We start from the raw sequence: 22297 nt of genomic DNA on the forward strand, positions 1-22297 counted from the left end.
CTCCTAAGGTTTCCGGTCAAACACAGAAGCAAAACTTCGCCTCAGCGCCTGATCGACTTCAGACATACTCGCCGGCGCGCCGAGATCAACGAGACTTGTCGCCCCATAGTCGCGCAGGCCGCAGGGAACGATTGCATCATAATGAGAGAGATCGGGTTCAACGTTGAGCGCGATTCCGTGAAACGCGACCCAGCGTCGCAGCCGGACGCCGATCGCGGCGATTTTCGCTTCGGCGGGCCGTCCGTCGGGGCCCGGCGGGAGGTCGGGGCGGGTCACCCAGATCCCGACGCGGCCGGCGCGGCGCTCGCCCTTCACCCCGAATTCCGCGATTGCGCGGATCGTCCATTCCTCAAGATTGCGAACATATGCGCGCACGTCGCGCCCCCGCGCGCCGACGTTCAGAATCGCGTAGATCACGCGCTGGCCCGGCCCGTGATAGGTGAACTCGCCGCCGCGCCCGGTCCGATGGACCGGAAACCGATCGGGCTGCAGGAGATCCTCGGTCCGCGCGCTGGTCCCCCCGGTGATGAGGGGCGGATGCTCGAGCAGCCAGACGCATTCCTCCGCCCGCCCGGCGAGAATCTCCTCCACCCGCCGCTCCTGCCAGGAGACCGCCTCGGTGTAATCCACCGGCGCGTCGCTGATCCGCCATTCCACCATGGGCCGACCTAAAGCCCGGACGAAGGGCGGGGCAAGGCGAAAGACGCATTTCTCCCCTTCACATCGCGCGAACCCGGTGCTATTCCCCGCGCGCTGTCATGAAATGCGGTCGTGGCGGAATTGGTAGACGCGCAGCGTTGAGGTCGCTGTGGGGTAACTCCCGTGGAAGTTCGAGTCTTCTCGACCGCACCATCTTTCTTGTCTGGCTGCGAAGCCCGGCCACCCTTGTGAAGGGGAGAGTCGGCTCTTGCGGGTTGACGACAGCTTCCCCGCGCATGCCAGCGAGCGCCCTCGAAACGCGGATCTCGGCGCGGCCCGCTTGAGAGCAGGGGGCGCGTTTTTCATATATTCCAATGTGTTGGCTGAAAGCCGCGCGACGGCGCGCTGACGTCGCGTGCGCGCCTCGCATCGCCCGCACCGACGGGCGCGCATCTGGCGGCGATCGCGTGTTCAAGTGGTGTGGAACATTAGGATTGATATTACAGATATCTACTAGTATGTCTCAGGCGGCAATCATTCCTGCAGGATCCGCATCATGATCACTTCCGCTCAAATGCGCGCGGCGCGGGCTCTGCTCGGTATCGATCAAAAGACTCTGGCGGAGCGTTCGGGCCTGTCGGTCCCGACCATCCAGCGAATGGAGGCGAGCCCCGGCAATGTGCGCGGCGTCGTGAGCAGCCTCACGCAAGTGGTCGAGGCGCTTGACCGCGCCGGAATTGAACTGATCGGCGACGGCGCCGCCAGCCCCGCGGGTGGACGCGGCGTCCGGTTGAAGGCGCCCTCCACGCCCTCCGATTCCACCCCCCAATCCCCGACGGCGACCGCCGACAGATAGCCGACGATCCCGCCGACCTAATTCTTGATCAAGGTGCGGCCGAGACATGCGAGACACGACTTCCCAGAATGGCGACGGGCCCAGCTTCGTCGAACTTTTCACGCCCAAGTTTGTGACCGTGCTGCGCGAGGGCTACAGCCTCGCGCATCTCCGGGCCGACGCCATCGCCGGGTTGACGGTCGCCATCGTCGCGCTGCCGCTGTCCATGGCGATCGCGATCGCCTCGGGCGCCACGCCGGCGCAGGGGCTCTATACGGCGATCGTCGGCGGGTTTCTGGTCTCGCTCCTCGGCGGCTCGCGCTTCCAGATCGGCGGGCCGGCCGGGGCCTTCATCGTGCTGGTCGCCGCGACCGTGGCGCAACATGGAATGGACGGGCTGATCCTCGCCACCTTCCTGTCGGGGCTCATGTTCGTCGCCGCGGGGTATCTCCGCCTCGGCACCTTCATCAAGTTCGTCCCGTTTCCGGTGACCGTCGGCTTCACGGCCGGAATCGCGGTGATCATCGCCGCCAGCCAGATCAAGGATCTGCTTGGATTCTCGCTCGACCATGAACCGGGCGAGCTGCTGGAGAAGGTCCCCGCGCTCTGGGACGCGCGCGCGACCTGGACGCCCGCGGCCGTCGGGGTGTCGCTCGCGACCGTGGCGCTGATCCTCGGGGTGCGCAAGCTGCGCCCGAACTGGCCCAACATGCTGATCGCCGTCACCGCCGGCGCCGCGGCGACAGCCCTGCTGAACCTGCCGGTCGAGACCATCGGCACCCGATTCGGCGGCATCCCGTCGAGCCTGCCCTGGCCGGAGCTTCCCACGTTCACCCTGGAGAAGATTCTGGCGGTTCTTCCGGCGGCGGTGTCGTTCACGCTGCTGGGGGCGATCGAATCGCTCCTCTCCGCGGTGGTGGCCGACGGCATGACCGGGCGCAGGCATCGCTCGAACTGCGAGCTGGTGGCGCAGGGCGCGGCCAATATCGGCGCCGCGCTTTTCGGCGGGTTCTGCGTGACCGGCACGATCGCGCGCACGGCGACAAATGTGCGCTCGGGGGCTCACGGCCCGGTCGCCGGCATGCTGCATGCGGCGTTCCTGCTGCTCTTCATGCTGGTCGCGGCGCCGCTTGCGGCCTACATTCCTCTGGCGGCGCTCGCCGGCGTTCTGGTCGTCGTCGCCTGGAACATGATCGAGAAACCCGCCATCGCGGTTCTCCTCCGCTCCGGGTGGGGCGAGGCGATCCTGCTGGCCGCAACCTTCTCTCTCACCATCTTCGTCGGCCTCACCGAGGCGATCGTGGTGGGTTTCGCGCTCGGCTCGGCGATTTTCATTCAACGCATGAGCCGCGCGACGGCGGTTGCGACGCACACGCCCTTCGTCGGCCGCGACCGTGCCGACACCGCCGCGCCGCGCCCGCCCTATGATGAAGACGCGGCCACGAATCCGGATGTGGTGGTCTATCGCATCACCGGCGCGCTTTTCTTCGGGGCGACCGCCTCCATCGGCTCGGTTCTCGACCGCATCCAGGACAGCTACAAGGTCCTGATCGTGGACTTCTCGGCGGTTCCGTTCCTCGATTCCAGCGGAGCGAACATGATCGAAGGTCTCGCGCACAAGGCGCATAAAAGCGGTGTGGCGCTGTGGCTGACCGGCGCCAACCGGGACATGCGCCGCGCGTTTCTCCGGCATGGTCTGAAGAAGCCCCTGGTGCGCTACGCCTCGACGGCGGACGCGGCGATTCTGGCGGCGAGAAAAGAGGCGTCGACCGGAACCGGCTTCGCATGATGAGCGGACCGCGCGCCGAATAGCGCGCGCTCCGGAAGCGTCCGACATTAGGCGCCGGCCCCGATCCATCGGCGCCGCCAGCGAGGGATTCGTCCCCGCCGGGTTCAGCCCAAGGCCGAGCCGGGGCCGGAACCATTGCGCGCCCACTCACGTTCACATGACACCAGCCCCGCAGAACCACCCAGGCCGCGGGCGACGCAAGCAAGGAGATTGAACATGAATTCGGACGAACTCTCGGGCAAGTGGAAGCAGATCAAGGGCGCCGCCCAGAAGCAATGGGGCGAGCTCACCAATGACGACCTCGACGTGGTCGAGGGCGACAGGAAGAAGCTGGTCGGCAAGATTCAGGAACGCTACGGCAAGGCCAAGGCCGACGCGGAACGTGAAGTCGACAACTGGCTCTCCAAGAGCTGACGACGCTTCAGACGCGCAGGCGCCGCCGCCCCTTCGGGGGCGGCGGTTCGCGTCGTCCAAAGATGGCGGCGGCGGCGCCATGGAAGCGCGTCCGCCGCGCGATCATGCGCGACATAAGGCCGTCATCGGGGAGGCGCGGCTTGAAATCCGCTTCGCCGGTTCCGAGGTCAAGACGATATAGCCGCAACATCTTTCAGGAGATATTTCAATGCTCTATGTCGATATGCCTTCAGCCCGACAGGTTGGCGAGCTCAATCAGGTCCGCTCGGACGCCTGTGTCTCGATCTATTTGAAGACCACCCCGCTGACGCAGGCGATCGGCGAAAGCCGGACGCGCCTCGGCAATCTGGTCAAGACCGCCATCGCGCAGGTGGAGGAAGGGGACCTCGCCAAGCGGCGCGTCTGGCCCCTGCGGGAGCATTTCGATCATCTGCTGGAGGATGACGAATTCTGGGCGCATCAGGCGAACAGTCTCGCCATTCTGGCGACCCCCGATAAGATCCGGACCTATCGCCTCGCGAACAGCTTCACCGACATGGTCGAGGTCTCGGACCGCTTCCATCTGAAGCCGCTGCTGCGCGCGATCACCTTTCCCCATTCCGCGCATGTCCTCGCCGTATCGGAGAACGGCGCGCGGCTGATCGAGGTGTCGTCGGACTTGCCGGCCACCGAAATCCGCGTGCCGGACATGCCGAAGGACGCCGCCAGCGCGGTGGGCCAGGCCTCGATCAACCAGAGCGGGGCGGGGCGGCGCGTTCACGGGCTGGAAGGGCAAAAGGTGCGTCTCGGCCAATATGTCCGCAAGGTCGACGCCGCGCTGCGCCCGATTCTGGCGAATTCGGACATGCCGGTCATCCTCGCCTCGACCCAGCCGCTCGACGCGCTGTTCCGGTCGCTCACGTCGATCGATCTGCTGCCCCAGACCATTGAGGCCAGCCCCGATCGCATGACCGAGGCGGAACTGGCCACCGCGGCCCGGCCGGTGCTGGACGCCTATTACGAGAGCCGGATCGAGGCGTTTCGCGCCCTGTTCGAGCAGCGCGCGGGCCAGAGGCGGGCGACCAGCGATCTCTCCGACGCGGCCCGGGCGGCGACATTCGGCGGAATCGAAAGTCTGGCCGTCGATTTCGATTCGGTGACGAACGGGGTGATTGACGAGGAGACTGGCGAGATCACCTTCAATGACGGCGGAGACGCCGCCAATTACGGCGTGGTCGATGAGATCGCGGGGCGCGCGCTCCGGTCCGGCGCGCGGGTCATGGCGGTCCGCAAGGCCGACATTCCCGATGGGAAGGAACTGGCGGCGATCCTGCGCTATCCGATCTGAAGCGCCCGCCCCGGTTGGCTCATGGCCTCCTGAAACCGCGTCGCCCGCCCCCCGATCCTGCCCGAACGGGGGCGGGCGACGCGTCAGCCTAAAACGCGACGCCGTCGACACCTTTCAGGCTCAGGATTTCACGCGCCTCGTCGGGGGTCGCGACGCTTGATCCCAGCCCCTCGATGATCTGGCGCACCGCGCGAACCTGCACGGCGTTGCTCTCGGCCAGGCGCCCGGGCCCGGCCCAGAGCGAATCCTCCAGCCCTACGCGGACATGCCCGCCCATGGCGGCAGCGATGGCGGCGATATTCAGCTGGTTGCGCCCCGCGCCGAGCACCGACCAGCGGTACTGGTCGCCGAAGAGCCGGTCGGCGGTCCGTTTCATGTGCGCCACGTCTTCGGGATGCGCGCCGATTCCGCCCATCAGCCCGAACACCGTCTGGATGAAGAGCGGCGGCTTCACGATGCCGGCGTCCATGAAGTGTTTGAGATTGTAGAGATGCGAGGTGTCGTAGCACTCGAATTCGAACCGGGTGCCATTCTCGCTCAGCGTGGTGATGATATGCTCGATGTCGCCGAAGGTGTTGCGGAACACGATGTCGCGATTCGACAGATATGTCCGCTCCCAGTCGTGCTGGAGATCGTTCGCGAACCGCCCCAGCATCGGAAAGAGCCCGAAATTCATCGTGCCCATGTTGAGCGAGGCGAGCTCCGGCTTCCACGTCGCGGCGGGCTGGATCCGCTCTTCGATCGACATGGTCGGCGCGCCGCCGGTGGTGATGTTCACGACGCAGTCGGCGCGCTGCTTGATGATCCGCAGGAACGGCTCGAACGCGCCCGGCGTCTGGTCGGGCCGGCCGTCTTCGGGGTTGCGGGCGTGCAGGTGGACGATGGCCGCGCCCGCCTCGTAGGCGCCGACGGCGGCGTCGGCGATCTGTTCGGGCGTGACCGGCAGATGGGGGGACATCGATGGGGTGTGGATCGCGCCGGTCACAGCGCAGGTGATGATCGTCTTCTGTTTGCCAGCCATGGTTAGTCTCCTGATTGCCGTATTCGCAGATGCGCGTCGAGCGCCGCCAATTCTCCGTCGCGCCATGCCTGCCGCTCGCGGATCGCGGCGGCGTCGCTCAGGCCGGGGAACGCCCGCGCCACGAGCGCCGCGGCGTCGGCCGAGAACGCCTCCGCGCCCGCCGCATCGTCAGCCAGCCGCCCCATCGCCGCGCCGTAGCGCGCGATATAATCCGGCGCTCCGCCCGGCGCGTTCAGCGCGATCGTCTCGAGCGGGCCCATGAAGGCCCACCTCCGCCCAAGCCCGTGACGCACCGTATCGTCCAACCCTTGAACGTCAACAATCCCCTCGGCGACAAGCCGCAGCGATTCGGCCACCAACGCGGCCTGCAGGCGGTTGAGCACGAAGCCGTCGATCTCGCGGGTGAGGCGGACCGGAACCTGCCCCGCGCGGCGGTAGAGCGCCTCGGCCCGGTCCATCGTCTCCGGCGCCGTCGCGGGCGACGGGCAGAGCTCGACCACGGGCACGAGATGCGGCGGGTTCACGGGATGCGCGACGATGCAGCGCGCGGCCCCCGGCAGATCGCCCGCGAAGAGCGACGGCACCAGCGCGGAGCTCGACGAGGCGAGGATCGTGTCCGGTTCGGCTGCGGCGTCGAGGCGCCGAAAGAGGGCGCGCTTGACCTCGAGCAATTCCGGCCCGTTCTCCTGCGCGAGCGCCGCGCCGGCGAGCGCCGCCTCGAGCGTCGGAGCGGACGTGATGCGCGCGCCGATCGCCTCCGCGTCGGGGATATCGGCCTCGCGCAGCATGGCCGCGATGTCGGCGCGCAGCCGGTCGCGCACCTCCGCCTCCGGGTCCCAGGCGGCGACGTCCATCCCCGCCCGGGCGAAGACCAGGGCCCAGGCCCGCCCGATGAGGCCGGCGCCGATAATTGCGATCTTGGTCATGCGCACCCCTTTTAAAGCCAGAGCACCTTGCGGCGCAGGTCGATGTCCTCGGCCAGATCGCGCGACGGGCCCTCGTGGAACACCTTCCCGGTCTCCAACGCGACGGTCCGGTCCGAAAGTCCGAGAGCGAGGTCGAGATTGTGATCCACGATCACGATCGAGAGCCGTTCGCGGAGCCGGTCGAAGCTGACGAATAGCTGCTCGACGATGGCGGGCGCCAGTCCCTCGAACGGCTCGTCCAGCAGCAAGAGCCGGGTGTCGCCCGACAGGGCGCGCGCGACCGCGGCCATCTGTTGCTCGCCGCCCGACAGCTTGTCGGCGTCCGTCTCCATCCGGTCGGCGAGGCGGGGGAAGAATTCGAGGATCTCATCCTCGGTCCAATGCGTCCCGGCCCCGGTCTGACGGCGGATGCGCCCGAGCTCCAGATTCTGGCGCAAGGTCATGCCGGCGAACAGCCCGCGCCCCTGCGGCACATAGCCGACGCCGACCCGCGCGATCGCCGCGGAATCCAGACCCGCGAGTTGCGTCCCGGCGAGATCGATGGAGCCCGACGTCACCGGCGCGATGCCGACGATGGCTTTCAGCAGGGTCGACTTGCCCGCGCCGTTGCGGCCGAGAAGCGCCAGGATCTCGCCTTCGCGGACGTCGAAGCTGACATCCTGCAGGATATGGCTCTTGCCGTAATGCACGTTCACATTCGCGACCGTCGCCAGCGCCGTGTCGCCGACCGTGTGGTGGGCCATGGCGGCCACCTTGGTCGTGCCCGAGCCGATGTAGATTTCGCGCACCCGGTCGTCGACGCGCACCTCCTCGACCGAGCCGTCGAGCAGGACCTTGCCCTCGTTCATCACCGTCACATGGTCCGAGAGCCGGAACACCCGGTCGATATCGTGCTCGACCAGCAGCACCGGCAGGGACGCGGACACCTGCTTCAGCATGTTGCCGACCCGCTCGCGCTCCGCCGCCGAGAGGCCGGCCAGCGGCTCGTCGGCCAGCAGAATCCGCGGGCGCGAGGCCAGCGCCAGCGCCAGATCCAGCAGACGTTGACCGCCATAGGACAGCGACGAGGCGCGGGCGCCGTCCATCCCCGCCAGCCCGGCCCAGCGCAGCATCTGGCCGGTCTCGTCGTCGATCTCGTCGAACCCGGCCGCCGCGCGCCACGGGTTCATCCGCGCGGCGTGGCTGACCTGAACCGCAAGGCGCACGTTCTCGCGCACGGTCAGATCGGGGAACAGGCTGGTGATCTGAAACGACCGGCCGACGCCCATCTGCGCCGCCCGGTCGGGGGAGAGGCCGGCCAGGCCGACCCCGCCCAGCGTGACGGCGCCCTCATCGGGCGGGATCATCCCCATCAGCAGATTGAAGGTCGTGGTCTTGCCGGCGCCGTTTGGCCCGATGAGCGCGTGAAGCGTCCGGTCCATCACCTTGAGGTCCACGGCGTCGACCGCCCGGAACGCGCCGAAGGATTTGCCGATCCCCCGCGCCTCCAGCACCGGGCCGCTTTCGGGCGCGCGCCGCAGCATCGGCGGGAGCGGGAGAACCTCGGCCTTGCGGGCGGCCATGGCGGCGTCGGTCTCCGGGCCGGGAAAGAAGCGCTCGAGGAACTGGCGGCCCAGGCCGACCAGACCCTCGCGCGCGAAAAACACGAACCCCATGAAGATCAGGCCGAACCACAGCAGCCAGTTGTCCGTGTAGATCGACAGATATTCCCGAAAGAGGATGTAGAAGAGCGCGCCGAGCGCCGGCCCCAGAAATCCCCGCATGCCGCCGATGACGACCATGGCCAGCAACTCGCCCGAGAACACGATCGACATCGGCTCGGCCGAGGTGAGGCGATTCTTGAACACGAGGAGCGATCCGGCCAGCCCCGTGACCATGGCCGAGGCGACGAAGGCCGCCAGCTTGTAGCGCGCCACGTCGTATCCCAGCGCGATGGCGCGGGTCTGGTTCTCGCGGATCGCCTCCAGCACGGTGCCGAGCGGGGCGTTCACCAGGCGCCAGAGCGCGAAAACCACCGCGAGCGTGATCGCGGCGACGACGTAGTAGAAGGTCCAGCCGTCATTGAAATCCAGCGGCCCCCAGATCGGGCGCTGGATTCCTCCGAGGCCGTTCTCGCCTCCCGTCAGGCTGGTCCAGCGGAACGCCACCGTGAAGGCGAGGGCGGAGAGCGCCAGCGTCATCAGAGAGAAATAGATGCCGCTTCGGCGCAGCATCAGCATGCCGAATCCCGCCGACACCACAGCGATGAGCAGCATGGACGCCACGATCGGCGCCACGAACGGCGCGCCGGGCAGGGCCAGCGCGACCAGCCCCGCCGCATAGGCGCCGAGCCCGAACCATGCGCCATGCCCGAACGACACGAGGCCGGTGTAGCCCACCAGCAGGTTGAGCCCCATCGCGGCCAGCGCGTAGATCACGATCTCGGCCGCCGATGTGGTGGTCAGCCCAATCGGAATCAGCACGAAGGGCAGGGCGGCCAGCGCGACCGCGGCGATCAGAAGAGGGTGTGGGCGCCGCATGTCGTTACTCGAACCTGAGGATGCGCTCGCCCATCAGCCCGCGCGGCCGGACGAGAAGCACGATGAACATCAGCAGATAGATCGACGCCAGCGACCATGACGACAGATCGATCGCCACCATGAAGCCCTTGACCAGCCCGACCAGCATCGCCGACCAGACGACGCCCCAGAACGATCCCAGCCCGCCGATCACCACGACGACGAACGCCGCGACCAGAACATCGAGCCCCATCGCCGGATGAACCGGCTGGATCGGCGCCATGAGGATGCCCGCCAACCCCGCCAGCCCGATTCCGATCGCCGCGACGGCGGAGAGATAGGGTCTGAGCGAAATGCCGAGGGTTCCAAGGATGTCGGGGTCCTGGATGCCCGCGCGCACGATGCGCCCGAACGCGGTGCGGTTGAGCAGCCACCAGAGCGCCGCGACGGCGATGATCGCGACCACGATGGTGAAGATGCGGTAGCGCGAATAGATGAAGTCGCCCATGAACACCTGCCCGCGCAGAAGATCGGGGATGTTGTAGGCGAGAGGCGCCGACCCGAAGATCCAGCGCAGGCTCTGCTCCAGAACCATCGCCAGCCCAAATGTCAGCAGCAGCGAATAGAGCGGATCGATCCGGTAGAATCGGCTGAAGAGCAGCCGCTCGACGATCACTCCCAGCCCCGCGACCAGCAACGGCCCGACGATGACCGCGCCGAGGAACCCGATATGGGGCGCCAGCACGATCACCATGTAGGCGCCGACCGCAAAGAAGGCGCCATGGGCGAGGTTCACGATCCCGCCCAGCGAAAAGATCAGCGACAGCCCGAGGGCGATCAGCAGGTAATAGAAGCCGTCCAGAAGGCCGTTCAGGATCTGTGACAGAAACAGCGCCGCTTCCATGTGCGTCCTCAGCTTGGTCGAATCGGCTCGGACGCGAGGCGGTGTCCCCTCGCGCCCGGCGGCGGCGGCGTCTGGATCAGGCCCCGAACGTGCAGGTTCCGCCCACCGCGTCCTTGATCAGCAGCTCAAGCGGCTGGTCCGGCCGAAGCACCGGCGCCGACGTGGTGAAGATGTCCCACTCGTTCTCGACCTCGGATTCCGGGAGCGCCGTGATCGCGTAGACGTCCTGCAGAAGCTGGTGGTTCTCCGGGTGGAAATAGCCCTGACGGTTCTTCATCACGTCGAACTTGGCGTCGCCTTCCATATACGCGATCAGCGCGTCGGGATCGGTCCCGCCCACATCGTTCATGGCCTTGGCCAGGATCTTGAGCGCGATGTAATCGGACCAGGCCTGGTTCTCAGGCGGTTTGCCGTATTTGTCGGTGAACGCCTTGGCGAACGCCTGGCTTTCCTCGGTGTCGATGCGGTGGTTCCAGACGCTCGGCCATGTCCCGCGGAAGTTTTGCGCGCCCGCGGCCCACGCCGCCGCGGTGTCGAAGCCGAAGCCGCCGATCGGGTAATCCAGCCCGAATTCGCCATATTGCTTGAGGAAGCCGGTGATCTGCGTCCCCGCGAGGTTCAGCGCCACCACGTCCGGTTTGGCGCTGCGGATCTTCAGCATGATCGCCGAGAAATCCGTGGCGTCGGTGGGGAGCAGATCGTCACCGACGACTTCGCCGTTGTTGCGCTTCAGAAACCCTTTCGCCCCTTCCAGAAGGTCGTGGCCGAAGGCGTAGTCCGCGGTGGGAAGATACCATTTCTTGCCATCCACCAGACCCGCGTCGAGGAAGTAGAAGCCCTCGCCGTTGAGGTACATCGCGTTCTGGGTCTCGACGTGGAACATGTGCCGCTTGCAGTCCGAGCCTCTCAGAAAGTCGGAATTGCCGCCGGTGTTGATGAACACCGTGCCGGTCCGCTCCGCGACCTGGCCGATCGCCAGCGTCGACGCGGACGAGATCTCGCCGGTGATCGCGGCAACCTTGTCGCGTTCGATCATCCGCTCGGCCTTGGTCGTGGCGGTCTGTGGGTTCACCGAATCTTCCTTGATGACCTGAATCTGGCGCCCCATGACGCCGCCATCGGCGTTGATGTGCTCGACCGCCAGATCGACTCCCATCACCGCATAATCCCCGAACGGGCCGAGGAAGCCGGTTCGCGGCGTCAGATGTCCCAGCACGATCGGGCCGTCCTGCGCCCGCAGGATCGCCGGCGCGGCCAGCGCCCCCACGACCATCGCCCCGCCCGAACGCAGCACGGCCCGGCGATTCATGTTTCGTATCACAGCCATCTTTATTCCTCCCTGGCGACGTCGGGTCCGTCCCGATCACTCTGTTAACTGGGATCACAGTTGCGGCCGGCCCGGACTTCTGTCAAGGGTTTGTTATCGTTCGGTCGCGACCGCTTGATGGGGGCAGGAAAATAGCTCTAAGATCACAGATGGTTGAAAATGAGTTGACTCTCATCGACGGCGTCTCGCTCACGACGAATGTCTACGACGTCGTCTCGGAGATGCTGCTGTCGGGCGCGTTGAAGCCGGGCGATCAGATCCCGTTGCGGCGGCTCGCCGAGCAATTGGGCGTGTCGGTGATGCCGATCCGGCAAGCCATCGGCCGGCTCGCCGCGCGCGGCGCGCTCCGGGTCGAGCCGAAGCGCGCGGCGGCGGTGCCGATCCTGCGCCGGGCCGAATTTCTCGATCTTACGCGCAATCGCATCCACCTTGAAAGCTGGGCCGCGTCGCTGGCCGCCCGAAACGGCATGGACCCCGTGCTGCTGGGCGCCGCCGAGCAGGCGTTTCGCAGCGCCTTGTCGCATGACGACGCGCAGAAGGCGGTGCGCGCCAACAAGGCGTTCCATTTCCACATCTACGCCGCGGCCGGCTCCCCGGTGCTTCTGGAGCTGGTGACGATCATGTGGCTGAAGGCCGGCCCCATCATCAACCTCGACGTCGGCGAGCAATCGCGGCGCACGCGCCGCGCCGCGTCGCTGGAGGCGCACGCCCGCCTCGTCGCGGCCATCCTGCGCGGGGACGAGGACGTCGCCGCGGAAGCGCTCGCCCAGGACATTCGCACCGCGGCGGACTTCATCCTGTCGCGCAATATTCTTCTCGATTAAGAGGTGACGGACATGGATCTCGGTCTTGATGGAAGCAAGGTCCTGGTGACCGGCGGCGCCGCCGGAATCGGGCGCGCGATCGTGGACGCCTTTCTTTCGGAGGGCGCGGCGGTCGCGGTCTGCGACATCGATTCGGACGCGCTGAAGACCTTGCCGGAGGGCGTGTTCCACCGCCGGGTGGATGTCGCGGACGCGGATGAGTTGCGTGGGTTCATCGAAGCCGCGATCGAGCGGCTCGGCGGCCTCGACTGCCTCGTGAACAACGCCGGAATCGCCGGCCCCACCGCCGCGGTCGACGAGATCGACCTCGCCGACTGGGAGCGAACGCTTGCGATCTGCCTGACGAGCCAGTTCATCGGCGTCTCGGCCGCTCTCGGCGCGCTCCGGCGCAGCCCGAACGCGTCGATCGTGAACCTCTCTTCGGTCGCGGGGCGCGTCGGCTTTCCGCGCCGCACGCCCTATGCGGCGGCGAAATGGGGCGTCGTCGGCCTCACGAAATCCCTGTCGATCGAGCTGGGGCCGGACCGGATCCGCGTCAACGCCATCATGCCGGGCCTCGTCGCGGGCGACCGCCAGCGCCGGGTGCTTGAGGCGCGGGCGCAGAGCCGCGGCTGCAGCTTCGCCGAGGTCGAGGCGGAGGCGTTCTCGCTGACCTCGATCGCCGAATACGTGACGCCGCGGCAGATCGCCGATCAGGTGCTGTTCATCGCCAGCGAACGCGGCCGCACCATCTCGGGACAGGCGATCTCGATCTGCGGCGACACGCGCGCCCTGGCCTGAGAGCAAACCTCTCCGGATCCGAGGCGCCGGGACCGCGACGGGCCGGCGTCTCGGCGCCGGGCGCTCATGCCATCGTCATCGCCCCCTGTTCATTTCCGAAGATACTTGATCAGCGCGGCTATCGCCAAGCCGATAAGCACAAGCAGCAGAATGCAGAAGATCCAGCCGAAGCCCATGCCGAGCCCCATCCCGTAGCCCACTTCGCTTCCGTACATCATGACGTTCTCCAATGAATGTCGTTGTGGAAGGCGCCCCGCGTCCGAACCCTGCGGGTCGGTCGGAGAGGCGCCGCGCGGGGCGCCCGTTGCGGGCGCCCATCTCAGGTCAGGCCGAAGCCGCGACCGCGAACTCGGTCATCATTCCCGAGGCGAGATGCGGCATGTGATGGCAATGCAGCATCCAGCGCGCGGCCTCGCCGGCGTCGAGCGCGACATCGACCATCGACATCGGCGGCGCGTAAACGGTGTCCCGCACCGCGCCCGACACCGCGCGGCCGTTCAGCCCGACGACCTGGAACGCGTGGCCATGAAGATGCATCGGGTGGCCCATCATCGACATGTTGTGGAACGACAGCACGACACGCTCGCCGCTCCGCTCGCCGCTCCGCGCGACGACCGGGCGATGCCGGCCCCAGACGGCGCCGTCGATCGTCCACACATAGGGCTGCATCGAGCCGCCCAGCATCAACACCCGGCGGCGGTCCACCGGCCGATCCGGCAGGGCGTCCAGCGCGCTCAGGCGCGCCTCCTGCGCGAGATCGGTGTCGAAGGCCGGCGCCTCGGTCTCCGCCAACGCCGGGAGCCGGCGGATCTCGGCGCCTTTGGTGGCGAGGATCAGGCCGGTCCGCTCGCGCGCGCCTTCCCGCAATGCGAGGATCGGCCAGGCGCCGCCCTCGTTCGGCAGGTCGATCTCGAGATCGAGCCGCTGCCCCATCGCCAGCCCGAACCGGCCGCCCGAAAGCGGCTGGACCGCGTGCCCATCCACCGCGACGAGCCGGGCCTGCGCCGCCCCGGTCTCGATCCAGAACACCGTGGCCGCGGCGGCGTTGATGACCCGGAGCCGGATGCGCCCGCCCCGCTCGACCCGCACCACCTCGGGGTCCGACAGGGTCCGGTCGTTGGCGAGATAGGCGTCCCAGTCATGATCGTTCAGATCCATGGCCATACCCATCATGCCGCCCGCGCCGCCCATGCCGCCCATGGGCATGTTCCGCATCGGCATGTCCCCCATGGCGCCATGGCCCATCCCCGCGCCCATGCCGCGCATCGGCATGCCGGCCCCCGGGGCCGCGCCGGCGCCATGTCCCGCGTGGATTTCGGCCAGAACCTCCTCGGGGGATTTGAACGAGAAGTCGTGCAGGAACAGCGTGACCTCCTGCCGGTCGGCGGTCAGGTCGTCCGGCGCCCGAACGATCAGCGGCGCGGCGAGCAGGCGCATCTCCTGGATCGGCACATGGCTGTGCATCCAGTGCGTGCCCGGCCGGGCCTCGAAATCATAGGATCGGGTCTCTCCCGGCGCCAGAAGCGGCATCGGGATGTCCGGCACGCCGTCCTGCGCGTTGGGCGGAATTTGGCCATGCCAGTGGATGATCGCGCCAACATCGAGGTCGTTGGTCAGATCGACCCGGAACCTCTGTCCGGGGTCGAGAATCAGGCCCTGCCCACTGGGGCCGGCCAGACCGAAGACCGTGGCCGCGCGCCCGTCGATATCCAGCGTGCGGGTCGCGGCGGACAGGGCGAGAGGCGCCGCCGCCTGCGCCATGGCGGCGCGCGGAAGCTGTGCGGAGGCAAGCGCCGCCGCGCTTGCGGCGAGAAAGCCGCGTCGCGAAAAGGTGTTCATTATCGTCTCCTCGGGACGTTCCGTCCCGTCAAAATCACCGATGGAGCGCCGCGGGCCTCGGCCCGTGCGCGATCAGAGGAGACGTGATTTTGGGGGGCGCTCGTTCAGCGCGGGCGCCCGGCCGGCGTGGGTCGCCTCGGGCGGCGGGCCAAGGCTGACGGGCTCGTATCCGCGCCCGGCGCCCGCGTCCGGCGCCGTCAGGAAGGCGGAAAGCCCCGCGCAGACGAACACGCACATGGCGGAATCGGCTGATTCACACGGCTGTTCGACGTTGCAGGGAAGCGCGCAACCGGCCGACGCCTGCATCATTCCGCCGGCGTGAGCCGCATGGTCCGGCGCGACGCTCATGCGCGCCGCATGCGCGGAGGCGACCGTCGCGGCCAAGGCGATCGCGAGGATGGCGAGCATGGAGATGATCCGTGAGACCATGCGATGAAGATTAGGCGCCGCTTGGACGAATGTCCATCGCCGGAGGCGGCGCGCCCCCTGGCGAATCATCACCTCGGCGTGACGCAAAACGGGGGGCTCCGGGTCGCCGGAGCCCCCCGTATCGCCGAAAATCATTTGCAATACTGTCCCGGTCGAAACGCCCGCCGGCCCCGCGTCACGGCTCGTGCGGGGCGGCGTCAGGCGCTGGCCCCGGTCGGCGCGGGAGGGGCGCATCCTCCACCGGCAAATGGATAGACGCCTCGATTCCCGATGAAGCGCCGGGACGCGGTGATGTCAGAACCAGCGGGCTTTCGATACGGTCGGCGATGGCGGCGACGATGGCGAGGCCCAGCCCGCCGCCATCGGCGCTTGCGCCCCCGCGCTCGAACCGGGCTGTCAGACGGGCCAGAGTTTCAGGGGGGAGGACGGGCCCCTCGTTTGCGACGGTCAACCGCCCGCCAGGCGTCAAAGTCACCTCGATCGGGGCGGCGTCGGCGCCGTGACGCACAGCGTTCTCCACCAGATTCCGACACAGGATCGCGAAGGCGTCGGGATCGAGATTTGACATCACCGGCGCCTTCGGCAGCGTCAGCGCGATGCGGTCGGACGCTCCGGTTCGCGCGATATCCTCGATCACGACGCGCGCGACGGGGCTGAGATCCGCAGGCCGATCCAGACGAAGCCGTCCGCCCTCGGCTCTTGCGAGTTGCATGAGGCGTTCGGACAGGCGCGTCAGCCGCTTGAGGGTGGCCTCGATGTCGGCCGCGCGCGCCCCGGCGGCCGGGTCGCGGGTTTCCGACCGCAGGCGCTGCGCTTGCGCGATGGCGCCGGCCAGAGGCGTGCGCAGCTCATGCGCGGCGTTTGCGGCGAAGCTGCGCTCGGCGTCGAAGGTGGCCTTGAGCCGGGTGAGCAGCCGGTTCAGAGTGATCGCGACAGGCGCGATCTCGGACGGGATGTCTCCGCTTGGAACAGGGGACAGATCCCGCGCGTTGCGCGCATCGAGCCGATCGCGAAAGCGCCGTAGCGGGGCGAAGCTCGCCCTGATGACGAGAACGATGGACAGAAGCGCAAGGGGCGCCACGATCAGCAGGGGCAGCCCCAGGCCCAACCGGATCTCGCGCGCGACGGCGGCGCGGCGCTCCAGCGGCTCGGCGACCGTGATCCTGATCGTCCCCTGCAGCGCATCGTCGTTGTAGAGCCGGTGGGCCGCCGTGCGGCGGAAGCCCGGCCCGTCATAGGCGGGGAACACCGCAGGGTCCGCTTCGTGCGATTGCAGCAGAACGAGCCCATCGGCGTCGCGAACGATATAGGTGAAGAACTCGTCATGCGCGCGGATCACGCCAAGCCGTTGCGTGACGCCGTCATCCTCGCGCCCGACGATCTCCACGACGACCAGCGGCAGGAGGCGCTGCGCGGTTTCCTGCAATGCGGAATCGAAGACCTCGTCCATCTCGTCCCGCAGGATCACGGACGTCACGGAGGCGGCGGCGATCCACAGAACCGTCAGCAGAACGCCGAGGGACAGGCCCAGCCGCGCCTGCAGGCTCCGTGGCGGCCTCATGGTGTCCCCAGCCGATAGCCGAGGCCGCGTTCGGTCTCGATGAACTTTGGCCCCAGCTTCTTGCGCAGGCGGCTGACATGGACCTCGATGGTGTTGCTCTCCACCTCCGAGTCGAAGGCGTAGAGCTTCTCCTCCAGCTGCGGCTTGGACAGAAGCTGCCCGGGGCGGGACAGGAACGCTTCGAAGAGCGCCCATTCGCGAGCGGTCAGCTGAACCGGTTTTCCGTCGCGGCGGACGCTGCGTGCGGCGAGGTCGATCTCAAGTGCCCCGTGGGTGACGATCGGATTCGGGTTGCCGGAGTAGCGCCGGGCGACCGAGCCGATCCGCGCGGAAAGCTCGGCAAGGTCGAACGGCTTCACGAGGTAGTCGTCGGCGCCCGCGTTGAGCCCCTCGATCCGGTCCGAAATCTGGTCGAGCGCGGTGAGGATGATCACCGGCGTCACGTCGCCCTGCGCGCGCAGGCTCTTCAGGAAGCCGATGCCGCGGCCATCGGGCAGCATCAGATCGAGCAGCGCCAGATCGTAGGCGGCGCCCGCCATGGCGTCCTTCGCCTCATCGAGCCGCGTGACCCAGTCGACCGAGTGGCCGTCGCCCGCGATCTGGTCCCGCACGGCGGCGCCCAGCACGGTGTCGTCCTCGATCAGCAGGATGCGCATCTCTGGTCCCGTTCCTTTCGCGATGACCCTCCATGATCCGTCCGGCTGACGCAAACCTGACGGCGCCAGGGCCCGCGCGTCAGGCTCCTGTCAGCTTCGCCCGGCATGAGATGCGTCAGGATCAACGCGGCAAGGAGTTTGGCTCATGAAGAAGACATTGACAATTCTCGGCTTTCTCGCGGTCTTCTCGGCCGGGGCGGCGTCGGCTGACGACGACTGCTTCGTGCCGATGGCGGACTGGCAGCCGCGGGACGCCGTGGCGCGGCTGGCCGAAGAGAACGGCTGGAAGGTTCGCCGCATCAAGATCGACGACGGCTGTTATGAGATCGACGGCCATGACGCCGAGGGGCGCCCGATCGAGGTGACGGTTCATCCCGGCACGCTGCAGGTGATCGAATTCGAATACGAGGACGATGATGACGATCGCCCCCGCAGGGATCGGGGTGTGAAAAGCAATGACTGATGCGGCGCGCCAGGCGAGCACGGTTCGCCTGGCTCCGGGCCGTCGCTCCACCCGCTGGCGCTCGGCCGGCGGCGACGCCCTGCGTTTGATCGGCCCCTTGCTGGCCGCGACGCCATGCGTTCTGGCGGGCGTTCTCGGCCTCGCCGCTTACGCGCCCTATGGCGCGGATGCGGCCATCGGGGTCGGCGTCGGGGCCGCGGCGCTCGTCGCCATGAGCGAGGCCCTGATCCTCGCGGCGCGCCCGCGCCTGCTGGAGCCGTTGTTTGGCGGGCTCGACCGCATGTATCGGGCGCACAAGTGGCTGGGCGTATCCGCATTGATCCTGATGATCCTGCACGACCAGTTCGAGCCCGATTTCGGGCGCGCGGTCCGGGAGACGGGCCTGGGCGAGCTGGCCGGCGACGCAGGCGGGCTCGCCTTCAATGCGCTGCTTGCGCTGATCGCGATCAGCTGGTTCCGGCGGCTGCCATTCATCCGGCTGGAGATTCCCTATCAGCTCTGGCGGTTCAGCCATCGCTTCATGGGCGCCCTGTTCGCCGTCGTCGTGTTTCACCAGTTCTTCGTCGATACGCCGACCGGGGCCGGGCCGTCGCTCTCGGCGCTTCTGAACACGTTCGGCGCGGCGGGGGTGATCGCCTGGATTCATACCGAATTCGTCGCGCCGCGCCTGCGGCGGAGGGAGTTCACGGTCAGCGAGGTCAGCCGGCTTGGAGACACCACCGCGGTGACTTTGACGCCCAAGGGGCGGGCCATGCGCTGGCGGCCGGGGCAATTCGCCTTTTTCAGCGCGCCTGAGGCGGGATTGTCCGAGCCGCATCCCTTCACGATCGTCGGCGCCCCGCGCCCCGACGGCGCGCTGACGCTGGCCATCCGCGCGCTCGGCGGCTGGACCCGGCGCCTGCCCGGCGCCTTGCGGGCCGGGATGAGCGTGCGGGTCGAAGGGCCCTATGGCCGGTTCGACTTCCGCGAGGGCGGCGCGCGCCAGATCTGGCTCGCCGGCGGCGTCGGCGTCACGCCGTTCCTCGCATGGGCGGAGAGCCTGACCGAGGCGGAGCGGCGCGACATTCACCTCGTTTATTGCGTCCGCGCGCCCGAAGACGCGATCGGGGTGGAGACCCTGAAGGCGGCGGCCGCGCGCAATCCGCGGTTCAGCTTCAAGGTGGTTCCGACCGCGCGCGACGGTCGCCTGACCGCCGAGCGTCTGATCGAAACGGCGCCGTTCGCGGTCGGAAAGGCCGACCTCTGGTTCTGCGGCCCGCCGGGTCTGAAGGCTGGGGTCCTCAAAGGGCTGAAGGCGTTGGGCCAGACGCCGCGCCGGGTGCGTTTCGAGCATTTCGAATTTGCTTGAGGCGCGGCCCTTCCTGACGGCGAGCCGAAGCGGGACTGTCCGCGCTGTCAGGCCTCTCTCGGGCCGGATTCCCAGATTGGTCTCGGCGAATGAAAGGAAAACCCCGCCATGCGAGAGATCGACTCAAGGGCGCGAGCGGGCTCGGCCCCGCCGGTGTTGAAGCGCGCCCTGGGGGCGAGCCATTCGACGGCGATCCGCCGGATCGGCGCTTTCAAGGACGCGATCTCGCCCCGCGGCCCCGCCGAGGCTCCGGCGAAGAAGGCGCGCGACGCCGCGTCTTCGGCGACGCCAGCCGCCGCGCGCCCTCTCACGAGAGGCATTGCCGCCGTCAAGGCGAGGGCTCATGCTGGCAGACCCCGACATTCTTGTCCGGCAACCGGGTCGACGATGTGAGAAATCTGTTCGCCGCGGATCGCATGATGGCGCTGACCATCCTGACCGTCCTCGGGATGCTCATGGCCGTTCTCGGTCTATGGCCGCTGCGGGGCGTCGGCGCCGAGCTTTTCTCTCTCGCCGGTCTGGCGCTCGTATATCTGGCCGGGGGGCTGCCGGCGACATGGCGGGCGCTCGTCGCGCTCTGGGAAGATCATATTCTCGATATCGATCTGTTGATGGTCGTCGCGGCCATAGCGGCGGCGGTCGTCGGCGCGCCCTTCGAAGGCGCGGTGCTGCTCACCCTTTTCAGCGTCTCGACAACTCTGGAGGGCCGGGCGCTTGGGCGGGCGCGGCGCGCCGTCGAGGCCTTGATGGCGCTTCGTCCCGAGACGGCGTTGCGAAAGGCGCCCGATGGCGTCGTCACGGAGATTCCGGCCGCGGAGCTGAAGACGGGCGACATCGTCGTGTTGCGGCCGGGCGCGCGCGTGCCCGCCGACGCGGTGATCGTCAGCGGCCGCGGCTCGCTCGACGAGGCGAACATCACCGGCGAGTCCATGCCCGTCACCAAGCAGCGGGGCGCGCAGGTTTTCGAAGCGACGGTGAATATCGACGGCGTGCTTGAGGCGGCCGTCACCAAGACGGTCGAGGAAAGCACCGTCGCGCGGATGATCGCCCTCGTGACCGAGGCGCAGGCCGCGAAGGCCCCGTCCGAACGCTTCAGCGCGTGGTTCGGGCGGCGATACACGATCGCGGTCATGGTCGGCGCCATTCTCGCCTTCGCGGTCTTCATCTGGCTTGGGCGCGACTGGCATGAGGCGCTCTACCGGGCCGCGACCCTGCTGGTGGCGGCGAGCCCCTGCGCGATCGTCATCTCGGTGCCCGCCGCGATCCTCTCCGCGCTTTCGGCCGCCGCGCGGGGGGGCGTGTTGTTCAAGGGCGGGGCCGCGCTCGAAACGCTCGCGGCGGTCGACACCTTCGCGTTCGACAAGACGGGAACGCTGACCACCGGCAAGGCGTCCGTCACCAGGCTGGTCGCGCTTGACGGCGATGAGCGGGGCTTCCTGTCCCTGCTGGCCGGCCTCGAGGCGCAGTCGGAGCATCCCAGCGGCGCGGCCATCCGGCGGGAGGCGACCATCCGCGGGAGCGAACCCGTCGAGGCGAGGAACGTGATCAACTGGCCAAGCGAGGGGATCGTCGGCGACGCGGATGGCGGCAGGCTCTGGGCGGGCAATCCGCGCATGGCGGCGCGGATGGGGGCCTCGATCGACCACGCGGCGGTGAGGGCGCTGGCGGAGAATACGCAGACCGTCATCTACTTCGGGCAGGGCGCCATGCTGCTCGGGGCCGTCAGCATCGCCGATCAGGCCCGCGCGAGCTCCGGACCTGCGCTCGCCGCGCTTCGGGAAGGCGGCGTCCGGAAGATCATCATGATGACCGGCGATCGCCGCCCGGTCGCGTTGCGGATTGGCGGCGAACTCGGCCTTCACGCCGACGAGATCCACGCCGACATGCTCCCCGAGGACAAGGTCCGCATGATCGGCGCGCTCGCGGCCAAGGGCAAGGTCGCGTTCGTCGGGGATGGCGTCAACGACGCGGCGGCGCTGGCGCGCGCGGATGTGGGGATCGCGATGGGCGCGGCGGGATCGGAGGTCGCGCTTCAGGCCGCCGACGTCGCGCTGCTGTCGGAGGACATCGGGCGGCTCGCGGAGGCGCATCGACTGGCGCGCCGAACCGCTGCGATCATCCGGCAGAACCTGATCTTCGCCATGGGCGCCATGGTCGTGCTGGTGATTGGCGGATTGTTCTTCGATCTGCCCCTGCCGCTGGCCGTGGTCGGCCACGAAGGCGGCACGGTTCTGGTGGTGCTCAATGGCTTGCGCATGCTCCGGGCCTCCGTTCTGCATGGCGGAGCGAAGAAGCCCGACGCGGCCGGCGCGTCCATTCTCCCGGACCCGAGCCGGCCCGACCCGCCGCGGTCCTACTGGAGAAAGATACAGAGGCGCGGGGGCTGACTTCTCCGCGCCGCCCGGTCCCGGCGTTTGATGGGATGGAGCGATTGCGCCGGTTTTCGCTCAACCAGACGCGCGCGCCGCATCGCTGTTCGGCCCTGAACGGCCTCCGCCCGGATCGGAGAACGGGACAAAGGATGCGGGAGCGCCGCCCGCAAGTTGCGGATGCCGCGCCAGATCGGCAGGGCCGACATCGTTCACGACTTGCGCACATATGCGTTCCGGGGGGCGAAACCGTCGCCGGATCGCTTGAAAGGCGCGGAATGGACCCCGTAAGCTGATCGGCGGATGCGGCGATCGACATGAACAAGGCTGCAGTCGCAGATCGCCCGT

General features: G+C 68.1%; 20 protein-coding genes and 1 tRNA gene. 10 read left to right on the plus strand and 11 right to left on the minus strand.

Annotation, left to right across the window (positions count from 1 at the left end; all coding sequences use genetic code 11):
• Window positions 1-3: 3 nt before the first annotated feature.
• Window positions 4-660: a lipoyl(octanoyl) transferase LipB gene (lipB, locus tag WG921_RS00740; protein ID WP_340107251.1), complete on the minus strand. Its 657-nt coding sequence runs from the start codon at window positions 658-660 to the stop codon at window positions 4-6.
• 105 nt (window positions 661-765) lie between these two features.
• Here lipB and WG921_RS00745 point away from each other — a divergent pair.
• The 5 genes from WG921_RS00745 to WG921_RS00765 all read left to right on the plus strand — a co-directional run bounded on the left by WG921_RS00745 (window position 766) and on the right by WG921_RS00765 (window position 5004).
• Window positions 766-852: transfer RNA gene (locus tag WG921_RS00745), tRNA-Leu, on the plus strand.
• A gap of 343 nt (window positions 853-1195) precedes the next feature.
• Entirely contained in the window at window positions 1196-1495 is a 300-nt protein-coding gene (locus tag WG921_RS00750; RefSeq protein ID WP_340107252.1) for a helix-turn-helix domain-containing protein, read from the plus strand.
• Window positions 1496-1541: 46 nt separating this feature from the next.
• Entirely contained in the window at window positions 1542-3263 is a 1722-nt protein-coding gene (locus WG921_RS00755) for a SulP family inorganic anion transporter (RefSeq protein ID WP_340107253.1), read from the plus strand.
• Between the two features lie 216 nt (window positions 3264-3479).
• Complete coding sequence (locus tag WG921_RS00760) at window positions 3480-3677, plus strand: CsbD family protein (protein WP_340107254.1); 198 nt, start codon at window positions 3480-3482, stop codon at window positions 3675-3677.
• A 208-nt stretch (window positions 3678-3885) separates the two neighbouring features.
• A complete protein-coding gene (locus WG921_RS00765; RefSeq protein ID WP_340107255.1) occupies window positions 3886-5004 on the plus strand; it encodes a baeRF11 domain-containing protein in 1119 nt (372 codons plus the stop codon).
• A gap of 88 nt (window positions 5005-5092) precedes the next feature.
• Here WG921_RS00765 and WG921_RS00770 read toward each other — a convergent pair whose 3' ends face one another.
• The 5 genes from WG921_RS00770 to WG921_RS00790 all read right to left on the minus strand — a co-directional run bounded on the left by WG921_RS00770 (window position 5093) and on the right by WG921_RS00790 (window position 11680).
• Entirely contained in the window at window positions 5093-6025 is a 933-nt protein-coding gene (locus tag WG921_RS00770) for a 3,5-dioxohexanoate:acetyl-CoA acetone transferase (protein ID WP_340107256.1), read from the minus strand.
• Between the two features lie 2 nt (window positions 6026-6027).
• Window positions 6028-6951: a 3-hydroxyacyl-CoA dehydrogenase gene (locus tag WG921_RS00775; RefSeq protein WP_340107257.1), complete on the minus strand. Its 924-nt coding sequence runs from the start codon at window positions 6949-6951 to the stop codon at window positions 6028-6030.
• 11 nt (window positions 6952-6962) lie between these two features.
• Window positions 6963-9470, minus strand: a complete 2508-nt coding sequence (locus WG921_RS00780) for a branched-chain amino acid ABC transporter ATP-binding protein/permease (protein ID WP_340107258.1) — start codon at window positions 9468-9470, stop codon at window positions 6963-6965.
• Window positions 9471-9474: 4 nt separating this feature from the next.
• Window positions 9475-10353: a branched-chain amino acid ABC transporter permease gene (locus WG921_RS00785; protein ID WP_340107259.1), complete on the minus strand. Its 879-nt coding sequence runs from the start codon at window positions 10351-10353 to the stop codon at window positions 9475-9477.
• A 76-nt stretch (window positions 10354-10429) separates the two neighbouring features.
• A complete protein-coding gene (locus WG921_RS00790) occupies window positions 10430-11680 on the minus strand; it encodes an ABC transporter substrate-binding protein (RefSeq protein WP_340107260.1) in 1251 nt (416 codons plus the stop codon).
• 149 nt (window positions 11681-11829) lie between these two features.
• On the opposite strand from WG921_RS00790, the gene WG921_RS00795 reads away from it, so the two are divergent.
• Both WG921_RS00795 and WG921_RS00800 read left to right on the plus strand, forming a co-directional pair.
• Window positions 11830-12504 (plus strand): GntR family transcriptional regulator, encoded by a 675-nt coding sequence (locus WG921_RS00795; protein WP_340107261.1) that lies wholly within the window; start codon window positions 11830-11832, stop codon window positions 12502-12504.
• A 12-nt stretch (window positions 12505-12516) separates the two neighbouring features.
• Complete coding sequence (locus tag WG921_RS00800; RefSeq protein ID WP_340107262.1) at window positions 12517-13284, plus strand: SDR family oxidoreductase; 768 nt, start codon at window positions 12517-12519, stop codon at window positions 13282-13284.
• An 89-nt stretch (window positions 13285-13373) separates the two neighbouring features.
• On the opposite strand, the gene WG921_RS00805 is transcribed toward WG921_RS00800, so the two are convergent.
• The 5 genes from WG921_RS00805 to WG921_RS00825 all read right to left on the minus strand — a co-directional run bounded on the left by WG921_RS00805 (window position 13374) and on the right by WG921_RS00825 (window position 17769).
• Window positions 13374-13502 (minus strand): hypothetical protein, encoded by a 129-nt coding sequence (locus tag WG921_RS00805; protein WP_340107263.1) that lies wholly within the window; start codon window positions 13500-13502, stop codon window positions 13374-13376.
• Window positions 13503-13608: 106 nt separating this feature from the next.
• A complete protein-coding gene (locus WG921_RS00810; protein ID WP_340107264.1) occupies window positions 13609-15123 on the minus strand; it encodes a multicopper oxidase family protein in 1515 nt (504 codons plus the stop codon).
• A 72-nt stretch (window positions 15124-15195) separates the two neighbouring features.
• Window positions 15196-15531: a hypothetical protein gene (locus WG921_RS00815; protein ID WP_340107265.1), complete on the minus strand. Its 336-nt coding sequence runs from the start codon at window positions 15529-15531 to the stop codon at window positions 15196-15198.
• Between the two features lie 196 nt (window positions 15532-15727).
• On the minus strand, window positions 15728-17113 hold the full coding sequence (locus WG921_RS00820; RefSeq protein WP_340107266.1) for an ATP-binding protein: 1386 nt from the start codon (window positions 17111-17113) through the stop codon (window positions 15728-15730).
• The gene (locus tag WG921_RS00825) at window positions 17110-17769 is read right to left on the minus strand and encodes a response regulator transcription factor (protein WP_340107267.1); all 660 of its coding nucleotides are present in this window, start codon (window positions 17767-17769) and stop codon (window positions 17110-17112) included. The genes WG921_RS00820 and WG921_RS00825 overlap by 4 nt, the downstream gene beginning before the upstream one ends.
• 145 nt (window positions 17770-17914) lie before the next feature.
• Here WG921_RS00825 and WG921_RS00830 point away from each other — a divergent pair, with 145 nt between their 5' ends.
• From WG921_RS00830 to WG921_RS00840, 3 genes are all read left to right on the plus strand, one after another.
• Window positions 17915-18232 (plus strand): PepSY domain-containing protein, encoded by a 318-nt coding sequence (locus tag WG921_RS00830; RefSeq protein ID WP_340107268.1) that lies wholly within the window; start codon window positions 17915-17917, stop codon window positions 18230-18232.
• On the plus strand, window positions 18225-19580 hold the full coding sequence (locus WG921_RS00835) for a ferredoxin reductase family protein (protein ID WP_340107269.1): 1356 nt from the start codon (window positions 18225-18227) through the stop codon (window positions 19578-19580). Before WG921_RS00830 ends, WG921_RS00835 begins: the two co-directional genes overlap by 8 nt.
• Window positions 19581-19999: 419 nt before the next feature.
• Window positions 20000-21967, plus strand: coding sequence for a heavy metal translocating P-type ATPase (locus WG921_RS00840; RefSeq protein WP_340107270.1), 1968 nt, complete (start codon window positions 20000-20002; stop codon window positions 21965-21967).
• The last annotated feature ends 330 nt before the right edge of the window (window positions 21968-22297 follow it).

The organism is Paludibacillus litoralis (assembly GCF_037646705.1).
Taxonomy (GTDB): Bacteria; Pseudomonadota; Alphaproteobacteria; order Rhodobacterales; family Rhodobacteraceae; genus Pikeienuella; species Pikeienuella litoralis.

Excerpts from the sequence above, each read along its gene's own strand:
- WG921_RS00840 (WP_340107270.1), top strand. The coding sequence starts at position 20,000 with ATGGCGCTGACCATCCTGACCGTCCTCGGGATGCTCATGGCCGTTCTC.
- WG921_RS00760 (WP_340107254.1), top strand. The coding sequence starts at position 3,480 with ATGAATTCGGACGAACTCTCGGGCAAGTGGAAGCAGATCAAGGGCGCC.
- WG921_RS00830 (WP_340107268.1), top strand. The coding sequence starts at position 17,915 with ATGAAGAAGACATTGACAATTCTCGGCTTTCTCGCGGTCTTCTCGGCC.
- WG921_RS00815 (WP_340107265.1), bottom strand. The coding sequence starts at position 15,531 with ATGCTCGCCATCCTCGCGATCGCCTTGGCCGCGACGGTCGCCTCCGCG.
- WG921_RS00790 (WP_340107260.1), bottom strand. The coding sequence starts at position 11,680 with ATGGCTGTGATACGAAACATGAATCGCCGGGCCGTGCTGCGTTCGGGC.
- WG921_RS00835 (WP_340107269.1), top strand. The coding sequence starts at position 18,225 with ATGACTGATGCGGCGCGCCAGGCGAGCACGGTTCGCCTGGCTCCGGGC.
- WG921_RS00755 (WP_340107253.1), top strand. The coding sequence starts at position 1,542 with ATGCGAGACACGACTTCCCAGAATGGCGACGGGCCCAGCTTCGTCGAA.
- WG921_RS00825 (WP_340107267.1), bottom strand. The coding sequence starts at position 17,769 with ATGCGCATCCTGCTGATCGAGGACGACACCGTGCTGGGCGCCGCCGTG.
- WG921_RS00780 (WP_340107258.1), bottom strand. The coding sequence starts at position 9,470 with ATGCGGCGCCCACACCCTCTTCTGATCGCCGCGGTCGCGCTGGCCGCC.
- WG921_RS00795 (WP_340107261.1), top strand. The coding sequence starts at position 11,830 with ATGGTTGAAAATGAGTTGACTCTCATCGACGGCGTCTCGCTCACGACG.
- WG921_RS00770 (WP_340107256.1), bottom strand. The coding sequence starts at position 6,025 with ATGGCTGGCAAACAGAAGACGATCATCACCTGCGCTGTGACCGGCGCG.
- WG921_RS00820 (WP_340107266.1), bottom strand. The coding sequence starts at position 17,113 with ATGAGGCCGCCACGGAGCCTGCAGGCGCGGCTGGGCCTGTCCCTCGGC.
- WG921_RS00810 (WP_340107264.1), bottom strand. The coding sequence starts at position 15,123 with ATGAACACCTTTTCGCGACGCGGCTTTCTCGCCGCAAGCGCGGCGGCG.
- WG921_RS00805 (WP_340107263.1), bottom strand. The coding sequence starts at position 13,502 with ATGATGTACGGAAGCGAAGTGGGCTACGGGATGGGGCTCGGCATGGGC.
- WG921_RS00785 (WP_340107259.1), bottom strand. The coding sequence starts at position 10,353 with ATGGAAGCGGCGCTGTTTCTGTCACAGATCCTGAACGGCCTTCTGGAC.
- WG921_RS00775 (WP_340107257.1), bottom strand. The coding sequence starts at position 6,951 with ATGACCAAGATCGCAATTATCGGCGCCGGCCTCATCGGGCGGGCCTGG.
- WG921_RS00800 (WP_340107262.1), top strand. The coding sequence starts at position 12,517 with ATGGATCTCGGTCTTGATGGAAGCAAGGTCCTGGTGACCGGCGGCGCC.
- WG921_RS00765 (WP_340107255.1), top strand. The coding sequence starts at position 3,886 with ATGCTCTATGTCGATATGCCTTCAGCCCGACAGGTTGGCGAGCTCAAT.
- WG921_RS00750 (WP_340107252.1), top strand. The coding sequence starts at position 1,196 with ATGATCACTTCCGCTCAAATGCGCGCGGCGCGGGCTCTGCTCGGTATC.
- lipB (WP_340107251.1), bottom strand. The coding sequence starts at position 660 with ATGGTGGAATGGCGGATCAGCGACGCGCCGGTGGATTACACCGAGGCG.